Source organism: Bacillus cereus group sp. MG1, assembly GCF_040460035.1.
GTDB lineage: Bacteria > Bacillota > Bacilli > Bacillales > Bacillaceae_G > Bacillus_A > Bacillus_A cereus.
On the sequence record NZ_JARVGY010000003.1, the window covers coordinates 83949 to 100722 of the forward strand.

Consider the following 16774-nt stretch of genomic DNA (forward strand, 5'->3'; position numbering starts at 1 on the left):
AATGAACTTAGATTTTTCGGCGATTACGCCTTCGATACCATATATACTAAAAGGTTTAGAAGTTACTTTGAAAATTGTAGCAGTATCAGCTTTAGCAGGATTTATTTTAGGAACGCTATTAGCACTTTGTAAAATTGCTAGAATACGAGCATTAAATATAGCAGCAGATTTTTATACATCAATTTTTCGTGGTACACCCCTTGTATTGCAATTAATGATTATTTATTTCGGCGTCCCACAAATAATTGGTTATGAAATACCAGCATTCTTAGCTGCTGTACTTGCATTTAGCTTGAATTCAGGTGCATACATGTCAGAAGTAATTCGTGCTGGTATTCAAGCGGTTGATAAAGGACAAACAGAAGCAGCAATGGCTTTAGGGATACCGTACGGAAAAATGATGAGAAATATTATTTTCCCTCAAGCATTAAAAAATATATTACCAGCGCTTGTGAACGAATTTGCGACACTTACGAAAGAATCGGCTGTAGTAACAGTAATAGGCGCGACTGATTTAATGCGTCGTGCTTACATTGTAGGCGGTGAGACATTTAAATATCTTGAACCATTACTTTTTGTTGGACTGATTTATTATATGTTAGTCATTATTCTTACATTAGTCGGGAAGGCAATTGAAGGGAGAATGAAGAAAAGTGATTAAAATTGAAAACCTTCATAAATCATTTGGTAAAAACGAAGTATTAAAAGGAATTACAACAACGATTGAAAAAGGGGAAGTAGTTGCAATTATAGGGCCTTCTGGATCAGGAAAATCAACATTTTTACGTTGTATGAATATGTTAGAAGCACCAACGAATGGTCACATTTGGATTGGAACGGAAGAAGTAACGAATCCGAAAACGAATGTTATGCATGTTCGTGAAAATGTCGGTATGGTATTTCAGCATTTTCACTTATTTCCTCATATGACTGTATTAGAAAATATTACGTATGCTCCTATCAATGTAAAAGGGGTAACGAAGCAAGAAGCTGAAAAGAAAGCTGAGAAACTTTTAAAAAAGGTTGGATTAGTAGATAAAAAAGATACGTATCCAAATCGTCTTTCGGGAGGACAAAAGCAACGTGTAGCAATTGCAAGAGCGTTAGCGATGGAACCGGAAGTTATGTTATTTGATGAACCGACATCGGCGCTAGATCCAGAGATGGTGAAAGAAGTGTTAGAAGTTATGAAATCGTTAGTTACGACAGGAATGACGATGGCTATCGTTACACATGAAATGGGTTTTGCAAAAGAAGTGGCAGATCGTGTTATTTTCTTGGACGGAGGAAAGCTTGTAGAAGATAGTGCGCCAGAAGAATTTTTTGCAGCGCCGAAAAGTGAACGTGCGCGACAATTTTTACAAAAAATATTGTAATATGAAAAGGTTATGTGAATAATAAGTAGAAAAGGATGACATTGTGTCATCCTTTTCTTATACTAGCTGTAAATACGTTTATACATATAGGAGTAATGATATGTTTAAAATTGGATATCGTACAGTAAAAACAGCAATAGGGACAGGTGCGGCAGTTTTTATTGCTCAGTTATTAGGGTTAGAATTTTATAGTTCAGCAGGTATTTTAGTTATTTTATGTGTACAAAATACGAAGCGCAAATCACTTCAAGTGTCGTTACATCGTTTTCTAGCGTGTGTATTATCAATGGCATTCGCGTTTTGTATTTTTGAAACGATTGGCTATACACCACTTGCAATTAGCATATTGTTACTTACATTTATTCCGACTGCAGTAATGCTTAAAATTCAAGAAGGTATTGTCACGAGTTCAGTTATTGTTATGCATCTATATTCATTGAAGCAAATTACATGGCTTATAGTTGGAAATGAAATTGCTATATTAACGATAGGGATTAGCGTGGCGTTATTAGTAAATATGTATATGCCGAGTAGTGAAAATAAGCTAAAAGAGTACCAGGATAAAATAGAGAGTAATTTTAAAACGATTTTGTTTGAAATGGTTGTGTATTTACGAAATCGAGAAAGTAGTTGGAGTGGAGCAGAACTCATTGAAACCGAGAATATGTTAAATGAAGCAAGAGATTTATCGTTTAAAAAACTTGAGAATGCATTTATGCGAGAAGATGATTATTACTATCGTTATTTTAATATGCGTATGCAACAATTCGAAATTTTAGAGCGAATGATACCACTAGCAGCTTCTTTATCGTGGACATATGAACAAGCTGACATGATTGCAGATGTTGTTGAAAACATTGGTAATGCTATTAGCCCTGAAAGTACTGGCGTTATTTCCTTAAGGCAGCTTCAAGAAATGAGGGAATTATTTAGAGACATGCCATTGCCAGCTACACGCGAAGAATTTGAGATACGTGCGAAACTTGTTCAACTTGTGTATGAAATGGAACAATATTTACTCATTAAAAGTCGCTTTAAGGGAAAGGATAATATAAAAGAACTTATATAGAAGGTAGGAATTATCTATGCCGTATCTTCTCTCTATCATATTATGTCTTTCTTTATCACCGATTTGGCCTCTTGGGGATAATCCACGTGCCGGAGATCCTTTTATTATTGTAAATAAAGCAACGAATAAATTAGCTTACATTGACGATGGAAAGATTCAAAAGGTTTTTCCAGTAGCGACAGGGAAAACGAATGAATTAACTCCAGAAGGAACTTTTGATGTTGTAATGAAAGCAAAGGATCCGTATTACATTGCGAAGGATATTCCAGGTGGATCGCCAAAAAATCCACTTGGGTCAAGGTGGATTGGATTTAATGCAAGAGGAACTGATGGAAGTAAATATGGAATACATGGGACAAACCAACCGAGTTCAATTGGAAAGTATATTTCACAAGGGTGTATAAGAATGAAGAAAAACGATGTGGAATATTTGTTTGATCGCATTCCAATTGGAACGAAAGTATGGATTGTGAAATCGAAAAAATCATTTCAGCAATTGGCAAAAGAAAAAGGAGCCGTCGCATATGAAAAAGCCAACGAAAAGGGTGGCTTTTTCTATTATAATAAGTTGTCTTGACATGTGTACATAACCGTGCGTTAATGAGAGTATAGAAAGATAAAATTAGATAAAGGGGTTGCTCATATGTACTTGAATCCAAAACTTTCGTATATGCAGTTTTTTATGGGATTTCTATTTGTTATTACATTCATATTGGCAACTTTTAATATATGTTCTTATCTTGTAGCGATTGTATGTATGGCATTACTTAATCTCACTTTTGTTATTGGGGCATTTCAGCAGAAACAATATACAAGTTTTGTAATAGCGCTTGTAATGTCATTTTCCTTTAGTATTGTAGCGATTGTGTTTTATATAAAATAAACCATCTCGATGTCGAGATGGTTTATTTTGTTATGTGTAAAAAGTAAAAAAAGGACGAACACATCGCCCTTTTTACCAAAACATACTCGCGCCAGCAAGTAATGTTGTTACAAGCATAGAAATTAGCATCACATAAACCATAACTTTTTGAGCTTTTTTATGCATCGTTATACCTCCTTGCAAATCAGTACAATTTCATTGTAACGAGAAATGAAATTATGGACAAGGGGAGAGTGAGGACAAAATTCGGGAGGGGATTGCAAAATATAACAGGAAATTTGAGAGTGTGTAGAGAATATAGTAAAAGGGTATATTGTTAATTTTTAGTTGGGCAAGCTGAAGAATGGAGATACGATGATGAAAATATACGAAACAGATCGTTTATACTTAAGGGAAATTGATGAGTCGTATGCTGAAACAGTTCTTCAATATTACGACAGAAATCGTGAATTTTTAAAAGCTTGGGAAGAGTATAGACCGGATGATTTTTTTACGCTAGATTATCAAAAGAAAAAGTTGCAAAAGGATAGAAAAGAGTTCGAAGAAGGGAAAATCATCAGACTATGGATTTTTAAAAAGGGTGATGATACGAAAATAATTGGGTGTATTTCATTTAATTTAATCGTTCGTGGCATTTATCAATCTTGTGTACTCAGTTATAAATTAGATAAAGCAGAGTTAAACAAAGGGTATACGACAGAAGCGCTTAGAAAAGCAATTCAAGTTGCTTTTGGGGAATTTCAGTTACATCGTATAGAAGCTCCGATTATGCCTCGTAATTTAGCATCTATACAAGTAGTAACGAAGATAGGTTTTCAATATGAAGGCGTATCTAGGAAGATGTTAATGGTAAATGGCGTGTGGGAAGATCATATGCGCTGGGTATTGTTAAATGAGTAATAGAAAGCAGATGGTTATCTAGACATGTAAACCATCTGTTTTTTGTCTTGTATTTCGAAACTTTTGCGAAATTCTGTTATAATTAATAGTGTTACATACATAATGGTAGTGCAGGAGGCGCAGTCTTATGATTAATCAAGAACGTTTAGTAAATGAATTTATGGAATTAGTACAAGTAGATTCTGAAACGAAATTTGAAGCAGAAATCTGCAAAGTATTAACGAAGAAATTTACAGATTTAGGTGTAGAAGTATTTGAAGATGACACAATGGCTGTAACTGGTCATGGTGCAGGTAACTTAATTTGTACTTTACCAGCAACAAAAGATGGTGTTGATACAATTTACTTTACTTCTCATATGGATACAGTAGTTCCTGGTAATGGAATTAAGCCTTCTATTAAAGATGGATATATCGTATCAGATGGTACAACAATTTTAGGTGCGGATGATAAAGCTGGATTAGCATCAATGTTCGAAGCAATCCGTGTTTTAAAAGAGAAAAATATCCCTCATGGTAAAATTGAATTTATTATTACAGTCGGAGAAGAATCAGGTCTTGTTGGTGCAAAAGCATTAGACCGTGAGCGTATTACAGCGAAATATGGCTACGCATTAGATAGCGATGGAAAAGTTGGTGAAATCGTTGTTGCAGCTCCAACACAAGCGAAAGTGAACGCAATTATTCGCGGGAAAACAGCTCACGCTGGTGTAGCGCCGGAGAAAGGTGTATCTGCAATTACTATCGCAGCGAAAGCAATTGCGAAGATGCCACTTGGTCGCATTGACTCTGAAACGACTGCAAATATTGGACGTTTTGAAGGTGGTACACAAACGAATATCGTTTGCGATCATGTACAAATCTTTGCAGAAGCTCGTTCTTTAATCAATGAGAAAATGGAAGCACAAGTTGCGAAAATGAAAGAAGCATTTGAAACAACTGCAAAAGAAATGGGCGGGCATGCAGACGTTGAAGTAAACGTTATGTACCCAGGATTTAAATTTGCTGATGGTGATCATGTTGTAGAAGTTGCAAAACGTGCAGCTGAAAAAATTGGTCGTACACCTTCTCTTCACCAAAGTGGTGGCGGAAGTGATGCAAACGTAATTGCAGGACATGGTATCCCAACAGTTAACTTAGCAGTTGGTTATGAAGAAATTCATACAACAAACGAGAAGATTCCTGTTGAAGAATTAGCAAAAACAGCAGAATTAGTTGTTGCAATTATTGAAGAAGTAGCGAAGTAATGGAATAGAAAAAGCGTGTAAATCAATTGTGATTTACACGCTTTTTATTTTGATTCGATTGCTTTGACAAGACGTATAAGCCAATATAAGAAAACCTATGGAAGTATATACGTTGTTGCTACATGTACTAGACGAAGGAATAATCCTAACGTATTCATATTGAAAATCGGAAGTAGTAAATAATTAATTGCAATGATTAATATAACTACAAGGAATGTATAATTGAGTTTATCCCGCTATTTGCCGGACAGTAAGCCCCCCACCTCAAAATTCAGCGAAAGTAAAGAATTTAGGTGAGGGCTGATTAAAGTTTCACTTTATTAGTTGATCTCATCATAATCAGACCCTTTCACATATATATCCTCTTTATATCGATTATAAAAAGAACAAGTAATTATTATAACTATTGTGCAAAATTTGATATAATGAAAGAACGAACGTTCTGATTAGGGAGTGAGTACTATGCGAGAAATGTATCCGAAAAATGGTCGTGTTATTTTACATGTAGATATGAATTGCTTTTTCGCATCTGTTGAAATTGCTCATGATCCATCATTACAAGGAAAGCCATTAGCGGTTGCTGGAAATGAAAAAGAGAGAAAAGGAATTATTATAACATGTAGTTATGAGGCGAGAGAATACGGAATACGTACGACGATGCCCCTTTGGGAAGCGAAAAGGTTATGCCCGCAATTAGTTGTAAGGCGTCCTAATTTCACATTATATCGCGAAGCTTCATTTCAAATGTTTCAAGTCCTTTCCCGTTTTACAGAAAAGATACAACCAGTCTCAATAGATGAAGGATATTTAGATATTACAGATTGCTACGCACTCGGTTCGCCTCTTGAAATAGCAAAGATGATTCAACAAGCACTATTAACAGAGTTGCAGCTTCCGTGTAGTATCGGAATCGCTCCAAATCTTTTCCTAGCAAAAACAGCTTCTGATATGAAAAAACCTCTCGGTATTACCGTACTTCGAAAACGTGATATTCCAGAAATGATTTGGCCACTTCCAGTTGAAGCAATGCATGGGATTGGAGAAAAAACAGCTGAAAAATTAAATGAAATTCATATACATACAATTGAACAGTTAGCGAAGGGAGACGAGCATATCATTCGCGCTAAAATTGGGAAGCATGGTATTGATTTACAAAAGCGTGCAAAAGGTATGGATGATAGGGAAGTGGATCCGAGTCAAATGGGCCAACATAAAAGTGTCGGTAACTCGATGACTTTTTCAAAGGATATGGATGAAGAGAAAGAATTGCTTGATATGTTAGAACGGTTATCAAAATCAGTGAGTAAAAGATTACAAAAGCGAACCCTTGTCAGCTATAATATTCAAATTATGATTAAATACCATGATAGGCGAACAGTAACACGGAGTAAGCAATTGAAAAATGCAATTTGGGAAGAACGCGATATTTTTCAAGCAGCATCCCGTTTATGGAAGCAACATTGGGATGGTGATTCCATTCGTTTACTAGGTGTTACAGCTACTGAAATAGAGTGGAAGACAGAATCGGTGAAACAATTAGATTTGTTTTCATTTGAAGAGGATGCGAAAAAAGAACCACTACTTGCTGTCATTGATCAAATTAACGATAAGTATGGAACACCGATTTTACAACGAGGTAGTCAACTACTACGTAAGCAAGAGAAGTCGTTTCAACAAAAGTTAGAAAATAAGTTTATGTAGAAGGTGTCATGAAGTAGTAAAATCATGACACCTTTCCTGTTTAACTCGCTTCTAAATTTAAAGAAGTCTTCCATCCAGCTCCAGTAACGCCAGATTCTAATAGCATTCTACTTACTATTTTTTCAATTAAGATAGCCGCATTTGTCTTGCAATGTAATGTAGCCTGTATACAAACTTTTTGATTAGAATCTACATCTTCACTATACAATTCTTTTAAACCGAGCCCTTCTGTACTTACCATATGCATAAGTAAAAAACGAATATGTGCTTCATTTTCTTCTGAACAAGTAAGGGAAAGTAAGTAGTTCGTTTGTTCTGGTGATTCTTCTTTTGATTTTTTATTCATAAAAAGAGCAATTGGGCGAAGAAGTATATTTGCTAGTAACACGCCAGCTGCACCTAATATAGCTGCAACGAGGAAACCGGCGCCTGTAAGAGTACCGACAGCAGCTGCACACCATAAAGTAGCTGCCGTATTTAGCCCTCTAATACTAAAACCATCGCGGATAATAACGCCACCCCCTAAAAAGCCAATGCCACTAACGACTTGAGCAGCAATGCGGGATGGGCTAGCATCATGATCAAGCATGACGGATAATAAAACAAATATACAGGCACCAAGTGATACGAGAGCATTTGTCCGTAACCCAGCCATTCGGTGTCTCCATTGTCTTTCCATTCCAATGCAAGCTCCTACAATAATTGCGATAACTAATCTGAATACAATGTCGTACCATACCATCATGGTCACCTCCATATATAATATGTGTTATGTCTTTTAGAATGAGCGGGGAATACCCACTCATTCTTATTTTTACAACCAGCTATGAAACTTTTTAATATAAAGCTTTTTCAGGAATTGTGTTAAAAAAGCGTAGCCTAATAGTATTCCTACTAACCAAGGGAAGTAGTTAAGTGGCAATGCTTGTAAACCAACGGCTGCACCAAGTGGTGAGAATGGAATATAAATCCCGATTGCCATAATAAGAGCGGTTAATAAAACGACTGGTGTTGATGCAGTGCTTTGAATAAATGGAATCTTTTGTGTTCTTATCATGTGAACAATTAAAGTTTGTGTTAACAATCCAACGACAAACCAACCGGACTGGAATAATGATTGCTCGCTCGGTGTATTTGCACCAAATACATTCCACATGACTACGTATGTGATAATATCAAATATGGAACTAATTGGGCCGATACAAATAATGAAGTTTCGTAAGTTTGCAGTATCCCATTTTCGTGGTTTTTCTAGAAACTCTTTATCCATTTTGTCCCATGGAATAGAAAGTTGTGAAATATCATAAAGTAAGTTTTGAATTAAAAGATGAATGGCAAGCATCGGTAAAAAAGGAATGAAAGCACTTGCTACTAACACACTAAACACATTACCGAAGTTAGAGCTAGCTGTCATCTTAATATATTTTAAAATATTTCCGAATGTAGTACGTCCTTCTAAAATCCCGGCTTCTAATATAGTTAAACTTTTTTCGAGTAGAATAATATCGGAAGCTTCTTTCGCAATATCAGTAGCAGTATCAACAGATATTCCGACATCAGCTTCACGTAATGCTACGGCATCGTTAATGCCGTCTCCCATGTAACCTACAGTGTGTCCATTTCCTTGTAATGCGTGTATAATACGAGATTTTTGCATTGGATTAAGCTTCGCAAATACAGTCGTTTCTTCAGCAAGTTTTGCTAATGCTTTATCTGGTAAAGAATCAATCTCGTAACCGAGGATTGGTTCGCCGATATCTAATCCAACTTCTTTACAAACCTTTCTTGTAACAATTTCGTTATCGCCAGTTAAAATTTTCACTTGTACACCATGTTTTTGTAATGCTTGAATTGCAGCTGCTGCAGATGGTTTCGGTGGATCTAAAAAGCCGATATATCCAGCGAGAATCATATCAGTTTCGTCTTTTACTGCGTACTCTTTATCATTTATTCTTCTATCTTTTTTATAAGCCACAGCAATAACCCGCATACCTTCACTATTTAGTGTCTCACTTAGTTTTTTGACATTTGAACGTATTTCCTCGGTGAGTGGGACGATTTTTTCATCCACTTCAGTGTAGTTACAAATTGATAAAATTTCTTCTACGGCACCTTTACAAACCATTGTATGTTCACCTGAACTATCCTTTACGATGACTGACATACGTCGGCGGGCGAAATCGAATGGAATTTCATCTAGCTTTTGAAAAGCTAATGGATTAAATTTATTGTTTTCCTCTGTATGCTTAATAACAGCTTTATCTATTAAATTTTTCAATCCAGTTTGATAGAAACTATTTAAATAGGCAAATTGCAAGACGCGATTGCATTCATTCCCCTTGGGATCTAAGTGACGAACAAGGACCACTTTATCTTCTGTTAAAGTTCCGGTTTTATCTGTACAAAGAATGTTCATAGCACCTAAGTTTTGAATAGAATTTAGCTGTTTTACAATTACTTTTTGTTTAGACATGTTAACGGCACCCTTAGCTAAATTAGCAGTTACAATCATTGGTAACATTTCAGGTGTAAGGCCAACAGCGACGGCAATAGCGAAGAAGAAAGCTTCTTGCCAATCTCCTTTTGTGAATCCATTAATGAGAAGGACAATAGGTGCCATAATAAGCATGAATGTAATTAAGAGCCAGCTTACTTTGTTTACACCTTTATCAAAGCTTGTTTCTACACGCTTTCCGATTACCTTATTTGCTAAAGAGCCGAAATACGTATCGGTACTTGTTGAGATGACAACAGCTTTCGCGCTGCCACTTACAATATTTGTTCCCATGAAACAAAGGTTTTCCATATCGAGTGGATTGTAATTTTTTTTCATGTTTGTCGGTAAGATATGCTTATTTTCTGTATGATAGCAGTGTTCGTATTTTTCTACAGGGAGTGCTTCCCCTGTTAAAGAAGATTGATTAACAAATAAATCTTTAGCGGATACAATACGCACATCAGCTGGAACGATATCACCGGCTGAAAGGGAAATAATATCGCCAGGTACAAGTTCCTCAATTGGAATTTCTGTTGTGTAATTTCGATTTAAATTCGTTACATTTTTTGTTTCATGTACAAATCCATTTATTCTAAATACGCTCGCAGTTGTTCGAACCATAGCTTTTAACTTATCGGCAGCTTTTTGAGAACGAAATTCTTGGGAAAACCGAATTGTTGCACTAAGTAGGACCATTGCAGATACGACAATTGTTCCTTGTATGTCATCTGTGAAAAAGGAAAGGGCTCCAAGAGCTAATAAAACGAAAATAAATGGATTTTTAAATGCCAGCAGAAATTGAATGTACCACGGCGCCATTTTATTATGAGCTATTTCGTTCGGACCGTATAAAGAAAGTCTACGAGACGCTTCTTGTTTAGATAATCCATCTTGTGTTGTTTCTAGAAGTTTTAACGCAGAGCTTACATCATGTGTTGCAACCTCCACTAATAATTCGTTATTTGTTTGCATGCTATCTTGCTCATAAGCATGCTTTGTTTCTTGTCTTTGTAAATTAAACATCAGTAGTTCCTCCTCTGTCATGAAAGAGGAAACAATCTGTTACCTAACTATTTGAAATGGTGAGGAACAGTTTCTTTCCTACCTACATGATGAAATATGAATGTAAAACGTATGGGTATCTGGGCCGAATCATCAATTGCCAACTGTTCCTCACCTCCGTACAATTTAGTAGTTTCTGAATATGCTATGTTTGTTTCATAGTAAGGTGCATATATACGTAAAAAGACCTTTACTCAAAACGAGTAAAGGTCTGAATTCGCAGTTAAAAGAGTCTACAACAAAGACTGTTAGTAAACATAAATAAAAACAGTTTTTGTGTATGACAAAATACATGCACCTCTCCCTCGTTGAGTTTTAGCACTGTATAGCATAGGTACTGAAACCAGCTACGTTAAAAAAGGCCTTCATTCCGACCTTTCCTGTTGACCCATTGGCGTCTCTCGACATTTTTGGGCAGCAGCGTTTCTCTATACAGGAGCCTCACCTAACAGAGACCATATTCAATTACATGTTGATGTTAGCACTGTAAAATCGTAGTGTCAATATCTTTTTTATCTGTGTTTTTAAAATATTAAATGGATTTATAATAGATATATGGGATGAAATGCATGATATTGATTATAAATAATATGGAAAATAAATATTTTTATAAAAGGGGAATTTGTAATGGTACCACAAAATTTTATTATAAATATTGAGAATCAAAAATGGTTGTTTAATGAGCAGGAAGATTTATGTTCTCATGGAGAAATATATTTAAATATGGCTGGAACCATTATTACGCAGGCAGGTATGGATGAGGAATGGGGAATAAGTGAATCAGCTTTAGCTTTGTTACGAACTTTAGATAAAGAATATATTTGTGATATTAAAAATGAAGAGGGGCTTATTTTGCACGGATGTGGCACTATGCTAATGTTAGGATGCCCAATTTCAATTCATTGGACTATAAACCATATAAGTAAAAACGTGATTTTAAAGGACTTTGTCAAAGTTATTTCTACTGATCAAAAGGCTATATACTATGAAGGGCTTCATATAGAATTGAATGAAAATGAATATAGAAGACAAATTGTTTCTTTTGCATTACAAGCAAAAGAATTATTTAATAAATCAAGTGACAAGATAATTTTAGATGAGTTTGATCAAAGGATGTATACAAACTTTTGGACGGAATATGACGATTTACTAAATAAGTATAAATAAAAAAGCACTGTAACCAGTGCTTTTTTATTTATAGATTACGAGATTGTAGGGTTTTCAAAAATAACAATCTCTGAACTGTTTGTAGTTGAAACACGTTGGGCGTAATATGTTAAAGCTGAAGAAATATATGCTGGTAACGTATCATTTGTATGTGATGTTGTATATTCATGGATTAATTCCTTTAAAGTTGTCCATTCTAATTGTGCTGGGTGATCAGACACGAAAGAACTTACCCAGCGATCAAATGAAGATGAAAAATCAGTTTGTAAACGAAATACTTCTTTCATAATAAAACGCTCCCTTAAAATGTAGTATAATCATTTTACCACAAAACACGAACGATGGCTAAATTTTTTAAGTATAATGTTCGTGTTATATAGTTGTCTAGATGATTGGTTATGTAAATTCAATTTGCCATTTGAAATAACATTCCGTAAGATGAGAGATAGAGTATATTTAGAGCTGGAGGAAAGAAAGTGGAATTTGTATTTTTAGGAACTGGTGCAGGTGTTCCTTCAAAAGGAAGGAACGTTTCAGCAATTGCTTTACAATTGTTAGAAGAACGAGGACAAACTTGGTTATTTGATTGTGGCGAGGCCACGCAACATCAAATATTACATACATCTGTACGTCCGCGCCGCATTGAAAAAATATTTATTACGCATTTACATGGCGATCATATTTTTGGATTGCCTGGTTTATTAGGTAGCCGTTCATTTCAAGGAGGAACTACGCCTTTAACGGTGTATGGACCGAAAGGAATTAAACAATTTATTGAAGTGGCATTATCGGTAAGTACGACACATGTGAAATATCCACTTGAAGTTGTGGAGATAACAGAAGAAGGTACCGTATTTGAAGATAATGAATTTTATGTAGAAACGAAAAGATTGTCACACGGTATAGAATGTTTTGGATATCGTATTGTAGAGAGAGATATACAAGGTGCTCTTTTAGTTGATAAGTTGCTTGAGATGGGTGTGAAACCAGGTCCAATCTTTAAACGTTTAAAAGATGGTGAAGCAGTTGAATTAGAGGATGGCACGATATTAAATGGAAATGAGTTTATCGGCCCACCTCAAAAAGGAAGAATTATTACTATCTTAGGTGATACGCGATATTGCGAAGCGAGTAGGGAGCTTGCGCAAGATGCAGATGTACTTGTCCATGAAGCGACTTTCGCAGCAGAAGATGAGCAACAAGCGTATGATTATTTTCATTCTACATCTAAGCAAGCTGCGAGCATTGCACTTCAGGCAAATGCGAAGCGACTAATATTAACTCACATTAGTTCTCGCTATCAAGGAGATACATATAAGGAATTATTGAAAGAGGCTAGAGAGTTGTTTTCTAATACAGAAATAGCGACGGATTTGAAATCATTCCCAGTAGAAAAATGATAATTTTATAAAAAATGGTAACGGCGGGTTACCATTTTTTTTTGTCTAAAAAAATTTAAAAATAAAACTGTTATTATTTTATACTTATACTTGGATGATACAGAAAATTAGGATGGTTTGAATATATAGGATAAAAATACGAAATAATGATTATTTAGAAAAACTGTTATATAAGTCAGATGACATACAAGTGATACAAATAGCAGAAATGGACTTTTATTCAGAACTTTTAAAATTCAACAAAAGTAAGCGTTTTATAAAAAACAAGCTATAATGAGGGCAGATTATAATTTATGATAAGTCACATGTATTTTAGTCATTATCGTAACAAGTGAAGTTGACTAAATCATGAGAGAGTAACACGAGAATTATAATAGGAAAGATATTACTATTATTTGTCATAAGTCTTTTTCACTTTTTAGCTAAACGATATGATTAGCGAGTGTATCTATTGCAAGTTCCTTAGTTGAAGCTTTTTATTAATAAGGTGGTGGAGATTTAATTGGTAGGTATACCACTCTTTAAAAGAGTTCAGAACATCAGCAGGTAGTCTAGGTGGAATAGCGGGTGCAAATTTAGTTGCATTAGCAATGGTTATATCACTTGTTTATGCTATGCTTGCAATGGCTTCTGTGTTAAACTTTGGATTGCTACCAGACTTTATTGTGGATTATCTTGTATCATTTTTAAATGAAAATAATGCTAAGATTCTTATGTATTATGATAACTGGTGTTATTTCAGGTTATATTGGATTACTTTTATTCAAAAACTATCCAATTCGTATAGCAGAACAAATTCGTGGTACAACTGGAAAAGCGACAGATGTAGCAGCTTAATAGAATAGTAGAATAAATTTTTTTCATAGAGGTTTAGGGGGAGTTATGATGAAGTATCGCTCAGTATTTGATATTATCGGTCCAGTTATGATTGGACCATCAAGTTCACATACAGCAGGCGCGGCAAGAATGGGGCAAGTTGCTCGCCAGCTGTTTCGTCATGAACCAGAAAGAGTAAGCATTTCGTTATATGGATCATTTGCAAAGACGTATCGAGGGCATGGTACGGATGTAGCACTAATCGGTGGAATATTAGGATTTGAAACAGATGACTTACGTATTCCAGAGGCGCTAGAAATAGCAAAAGAGCGCGAAATTGAAGTGGAATTCATTGAAGAAGATGCCAATGCACCTCATCCAAATACAGCGAGAATTCGTTTGTATAAAGGTGAAGATGAAATTGAAGTTGTTGCTTGCTCAATTGGTGGCGGTAAAATTGAAGTTGTAGAATTAAACGGATTCGATCTTCAATTATCAGGCACGAGCCCAGCACTACTTATTGTAAATAACGATCGCTTTGGTGCTATTGCAGCGGTAGCTTCAATCCTTGCGAAACATGAGATTAACATTAGTACGATGAGTGTATCTCGTAAAGAAAAAGGAAGAAGAGCGCTTATGGTCATCGAAACAGATGAATTATTAGCAGATGAAGTAATTGAAGAAATAAAAGCGCAACAAAATATTTGTCAAGTAACTATTATGGAATAATTGCAGGGGGGACACACCATGTTTCGGAACGCAGCGGAACTAGTGGCGCAAGCTAAAGAACAAAATGTAAAAATCGCAGAAATTATGATTCAATGTGAAATGGAAACAAGAAGTATTTCACGTGAAGAAGTAATTGCTGGTATGGAAAAGAACTTAGTAGTGATGGAGCAAGCAGTAGAACGTGGTATTCGCGGCGTGAAATCACCAACTGGTTTAACTGGTGGAGATGCTGTAAAAGTTCAAGCGTATATGAAGAGTGGAAAAGGCTTATCTGGAGATACGATTTTGGATGCAGTAAGCAAAGCTGTGGCAACAAATGAAGTAAACGCAGCGATGGGAATTATTTGTGCAACACCAACAGCAGGGTCTGCTGGAACAGTGCCAGGTGTACTATTTGCACTAAGAGAAAAATTGCAGCCTACACGTGAAGAAATGATTGAATTCTTATTTACAGCAGGAGCTTTCGGTATGGTTGTTGCGAATAACGCTTGTATTTCTGGTGCGGCAGGAGGATGCCAAGCTGAAGTTGGTTCAGCAAGTGGAATGGCGGCTGCAGCTGCAGTTGAGATGGCTGGTGGAACACAAGATCAAGCAGCTACAGCGATGGCAATTTCATTAAAGAACATGCTTGGTTTAGTGTGTGATCCTGTTGCAGGACTTGTAGAAGTACCTTGTGTAAAACGTAATGCAGCAGGAGCTGCAAATGCGATGATCTCAGCAGATTTAGCATTAGCTGGTGTAACGAGTACAATTCCATGTGATGAAGTAATTGAGGCAATGTTTAGAATCGGACAAACGATGCCAGTAGCACTTCGTGAAACAGCAGAAGGTGGACTTGCAGCAACGCCAACTGGTCGTCGCCTGCAAGAAGAGATTTTTGGGAAGAACAATAACTAAGTGTAAATTATAGAAAAAGGAGCTCAAATAAACTTGAGCTCCTTTTTCTATTTTTCTTTTGTTAGTTGTTCTAATGTTTTTCCAAGATTATGTGATCGTTTCGTTGCCTGTGTAATACAAGAAACAAGTGCTTGTTGAAATTTATGTTCTTGTAATACTTCAATACCTGCCTCAGTAGTTCCACCAGGAGAAGTAATTTCCTTTCGCAAAATAGAAGGGTGTTTGTCACTTGCTTTTAACATTTCAGCAGCACCAATCATCGTTTGAAGAATAAGTGATTTTGCAATATCTTCTTTTAAACCAATTTTTGTTGCAGCTTCTTCCATAGCTTCCACTACGTAATAAATATAAGCAGGTCCACTTCCGGATAATGCAGTGACAGCATGCATATCTTCTTCCTCTACAACAGAGACGAGACCAATCGTTTCAAATAAAGATGTTGCAGTGTGAATATGTTCCGCTGTTGCATGTTTTGAAGGGGAGATAGCGGTAGCTGATTTTAAAATGGCTGCGGATGTATTTGGCATTGCACGAATAATTGGAACGTCTTTTTGAAGTAGTTTTCTAATTGAGTGAGTAGAAACACCTGCTAGTAATGAAATAATAAGCACGTTATTATTTATGTATTCTTTAAAAGGGGTAAGCGCCTCTGCAACATCCTTTGGTTTCATTGCTAGAAAAAGAATATTTGCATCAGTAAGTAATTCTTTTTTATTATGAGTACCTTTGACACCGTATTTTTTATGTAGCTCTTGTAATCTTGTCTCGTTAGAACGATTACTTACAGTAATTTGTTCACCTTTAACGACATTTGCATGTAACAAGCCACCAATAATAGCTTCGGCAATAGAGCCTGCACCGAGAAAGGAAATGTTTTGAATAGACATGATGTTCCTCCTTTAATTTTGGTTAGAAATTCTTATAAATGTACATACATTCGTTTTTTTATAGGAAACACCTCTTTTTATCTGAAAATAATGACAAATATATATAGAAGTTGTAAACTGAAGAAGTATTCATTTTTGAACCGG

General features: G+C 35.7%; 17 protein-coding genes and 1 riboswitch. Of the genes, 12 read left to right on the plus strand and 5 right to left on the minus strand.

What is annotated here, in order from left to right; translation table 11 throughout:
- The first annotated feature begins 1 nt into the window (after position 1).
- The 5 genes from QCI79_RS30310 (at position 2) to QCI79_RS30330 (ending at position 3328) form a co-directional block, all read left to right on the plus strand.
- Positions 2–661: an amino acid ABC transporter permease gene (locus QCI79_RS30310; protein ID WP_001046915.1), complete on the plus strand. Its 660-nt coding sequence runs from the start codon at positions 2–4 to the stop codon at positions 659–661.
- A complete protein-coding gene (locus tag QCI79_RS30315; RefSeq protein WP_000590209.1) occupies positions 654–1376 on the plus strand; it encodes an amino acid ABC transporter ATP-binding protein in 723 nt (240 codons plus the stop codon). Before QCI79_RS30310 ends, QCI79_RS30315 begins: the two co-directional genes overlap by 8 nt.
- A gap of 100 nt (positions 1377–1476) precedes the next feature.
- Positions 1477–2445, plus strand: coding sequence for an aromatic acid exporter family protein (locus tag QCI79_RS30320; RefSeq protein WP_000472667.1), 969 nt, complete (start codon positions 1477–1479; stop codon positions 2443–2445).
- A 16-nt stretch (positions 2446–2461) separates the two neighbouring features.
- Positions 2462–3022, plus strand: a complete 561-nt coding sequence (locus QCI79_RS30325; protein ID WP_001146565.1) for a L,D-transpeptidase — start codon at positions 2462–2464, stop codon at positions 3020–3022.
- Between the two features lie 66 nt (positions 3023–3088).
- On the plus strand, positions 3089–3328 hold the full coding sequence (locus QCI79_RS30330) for a DUF3894 domain-containing protein (RefSeq protein WP_000281167.1): 240 nt from the start codon (positions 3089–3091) through the stop codon (positions 3326–3328).
- 72 nt (positions 3329–3400) lie between these two features.
- Here QCI79_RS30330 and prli42 read toward each other — a convergent pair whose 3' ends face one another.
- Positions 3401–3493, minus strand: coding sequence for a stressosome-associated protein Prli42 (gene prli42 / locus QCI79_RS30335; protein ID WP_000549040.1), 93 nt, complete (start codon positions 3491–3493; stop codon positions 3401–3403).
- A gap of 189 nt (positions 3494–3682) precedes the next feature.
- Here prli42 and QCI79_RS30340 point away from each other — a divergent pair, with 189 nt between their 5' ends.
- The 3 genes from QCI79_RS30340 (at position 3683) to QCI79_RS30350 (ending at position 7175) form a co-directional block, all read left to right on the plus strand.
- A complete protein-coding gene (locus tag QCI79_RS30340) occupies positions 3683–4228 on the plus strand; it encodes a GNAT family N-acetyltransferase (protein ID WP_001987197.1) in 546 nt (181 codons plus the stop codon).
- Between the two features lie 127 nt (positions 4229–4355).
- The gene (locus tag QCI79_RS30345; protein ID WP_000609803.1) at positions 4356–5474 is read left to right on the plus strand and encodes a tripeptidase T; all 1119 of its coding nucleotides are present in this window, start codon (positions 4356–4358) and stop codon (positions 5472–5474) included.
- Between the two features lie 462 nt (positions 5475–5936).
- Positions 5937–7175: a DNA polymerase IV gene (locus QCI79_RS30350; RefSeq protein ID WP_001208855.1), complete on the plus strand. Its 1239-nt coding sequence runs from the start codon at positions 5937–5939 to the stop codon at positions 7173–7175.
- 40 nt (positions 7176–7215) lie between these two features.
- Here the strand turns inward: QCI79_RS30350 and QCI79_RS30355 are convergent, their stop codons facing one another.
- A complete protein-coding gene (locus tag QCI79_RS30355) occupies positions 7216–7917 on the minus strand; it encodes an MgtC/SapB family protein (protein WP_000262344.1) in 702 nt (233 codons plus the stop codon).
- 72 nt (positions 7918–7989) lie between these two features.
- Entirely contained in the window at positions 7990–10695 is a 2706-nt protein-coding gene (gene mgtA / locus QCI79_RS30360; RefSeq protein WP_000482701.1) for a magnesium-translocating P-type ATPase, read from the minus strand.
- Between the two features lie 331 nt (positions 10696–11026).
- Positions 11027–11194, minus strand: a riboswitch (M-box (ykoK) riboswitch).
- Between the two features lie 167 nt (positions 11195–11361).
- Between mgtA and QCI79_RS30365 the strand changes: the two genes are divergently transcribed.
- Positions 11362–11901, plus strand: coding sequence for a hypothetical protein (locus QCI79_RS30365; protein WP_000249059.1), 540 nt, complete (start codon positions 11362–11364; stop codon positions 11899–11901).
- 35 nt (positions 11902–11936) lie between these two features.
- Here the strand turns inward: QCI79_RS30365 and QCI79_RS30370 are convergent, their stop codons facing one another.
- Positions 11937–12188, minus strand: a complete 252-nt coding sequence (locus tag QCI79_RS30370; RefSeq protein ID WP_000665709.1) for a DUF3932 family protein — start codon at positions 12186–12188, stop codon at positions 11937–11939.
- Positions 12189–12377: 189 nt separating this feature from the next.
- Here QCI79_RS30370 and rnz point away from each other — a divergent pair, with 189 nt between their 5' ends.
- The 3 genes from rnz (at position 12378) to sdaAA (ending at position 15743) form a co-directional block, all read left to right on the plus strand.
- Positions 12378–13301, plus strand: a complete 924-nt coding sequence (gene rnz / locus QCI79_RS30375; protein WP_000397458.1) for a ribonuclease Z — start codon at positions 12378–12380, stop codon at positions 13299–13301.
- 885 nt (positions 13302–14186) lie between these two features.
- Entirely contained in the window at positions 14187–14846 is a 660-nt protein-coding gene (sdaAB, locus tag QCI79_RS30385; RefSeq protein ID WP_000877445.1) for an L-serine ammonia-lyase, iron-sulfur-dependent subunit beta, read from the plus strand.
- Positions 14847–14864: 18 nt separating this feature from the next.
- Entirely contained in the window at positions 14865–15743 is an 879-nt protein-coding gene (gene sdaAA / locus QCI79_RS30390; protein ID WP_000489461.1) for an L-serine ammonia-lyase, iron-sulfur-dependent, subunit alpha, read from the plus strand.
- Positions 15744–15790: 47 nt separating this feature from the next.
- On the opposite strand, the gene proI is transcribed toward sdaAA, so the two are convergent.
- Positions 15791–16630: a pyrroline-5-carboxylate reductase ProI gene (gene proI, locus QCI79_RS30395; protein ID WP_000027252.1), complete on the minus strand. Its 840-nt coding sequence runs from the start codon at positions 16628–16630 to the stop codon at positions 15791–15793.
- Between the last annotated feature and the right edge of the window lie 144 nt (positions 16631–16774).

What these genes read in the sequence shown, in the direction of transcription:
- QCI79_RS30310 (WP_001046915.1), top strand. Translation starts at nt 2, where the DNA reads ATGAACTTAGATTTTTCGGCGATTACGCCTTCGATACCATATATACTA.
- QCI79_RS30320 (WP_000472667.1), top strand. Translation starts at nt 1,477, where the DNA reads ATGTTTAAAATTGGATATCGTACAGTAAAAACAGCAATAGGGACAGGT.
- QCI79_RS30325 (WP_001146565.1), top strand. Translation starts at nt 2,462, where the DNA reads ATGCCGTATCTTCTCTCTATCATATTATGTCTTTCTTTATCACCGATT.
- QCI79_RS30330 (WP_000281167.1), top strand. Translation starts at nt 3,089, where the DNA reads ATGTACTTGAATCCAAAACTTTCGTATATGCAGTTTTTTATGGGATTT.
- prli42 (WP_000549040.1), bottom strand. Translation starts at nt 3,493, where the DNA reads ATGCATAAAAAAGCTCAAAAAGTTATGGTTTATGTGATGCTAATTTCT.
- QCI79_RS30340 (WP_001987197.1), top strand. Translation starts at nt 3,683, where the DNA reads ATGATGAAAATATACGAAACAGATCGTTTATACTTAAGGGAAATTGAT.
- QCI79_RS30345 (WP_000609803.1), top strand. Translation starts at nt 4,356, where the DNA reads ATGATTAATCAAGAACGTTTAGTAAATGAATTTATGGAATTAGTACAA.
- QCI79_RS30350 (WP_001208855.1), top strand. Translation starts at nt 5,937, where the DNA reads ATGCGAGAAATGTATCCGAAAAATGGTCGTGTTATTTTACATGTAGAT.
- QCI79_RS30355 (WP_000262344.1), bottom strand. Translation starts at nt 7,917, where the DNA reads ATGGTATGGTACGACATTGTATTCAGATTAGTTATCGCAATTATTGTA.
- mgtA (WP_000482701.1), bottom strand. Translation starts at nt 10,695, where the DNA reads ATGTTTAATTTACAAAGACAAGAAACAAAGCATGCTTATGAGCAAGAT.
- QCI79_RS30365 (WP_000249059.1), top strand. Translation starts at nt 11,362, where the DNA reads ATGGTACCACAAAATTTTATTATAAATATTGAGAATCAAAAATGGTTG.
- QCI79_RS30370 (WP_000665709.1), bottom strand. Translation starts at nt 12,188, where the DNA reads ATGAAAGAAGTATTTCGTTTACAAACTGATTTTTCATCTTCATTTGAT.
- sdaAB (WP_000877445.1), top strand. Translation starts at nt 14,187, where the DNA reads ATGAAGTATCGCTCAGTATTTGATATTATCGGTCCAGTTATGATTGGA.
- sdaAA (WP_000489461.1), top strand. Translation starts at nt 14,865, where the DNA reads ATGTTTCGGAACGCAGCGGAACTAGTGGCGCAAGCTAAAGAACAAAAT.
- proI (WP_000027252.1), bottom strand. Translation starts at nt 16,630, where the DNA reads ATGTCTATTCAAAACATTTCCTTTCTCGGTGCAGGCTCTATTGCCGAA.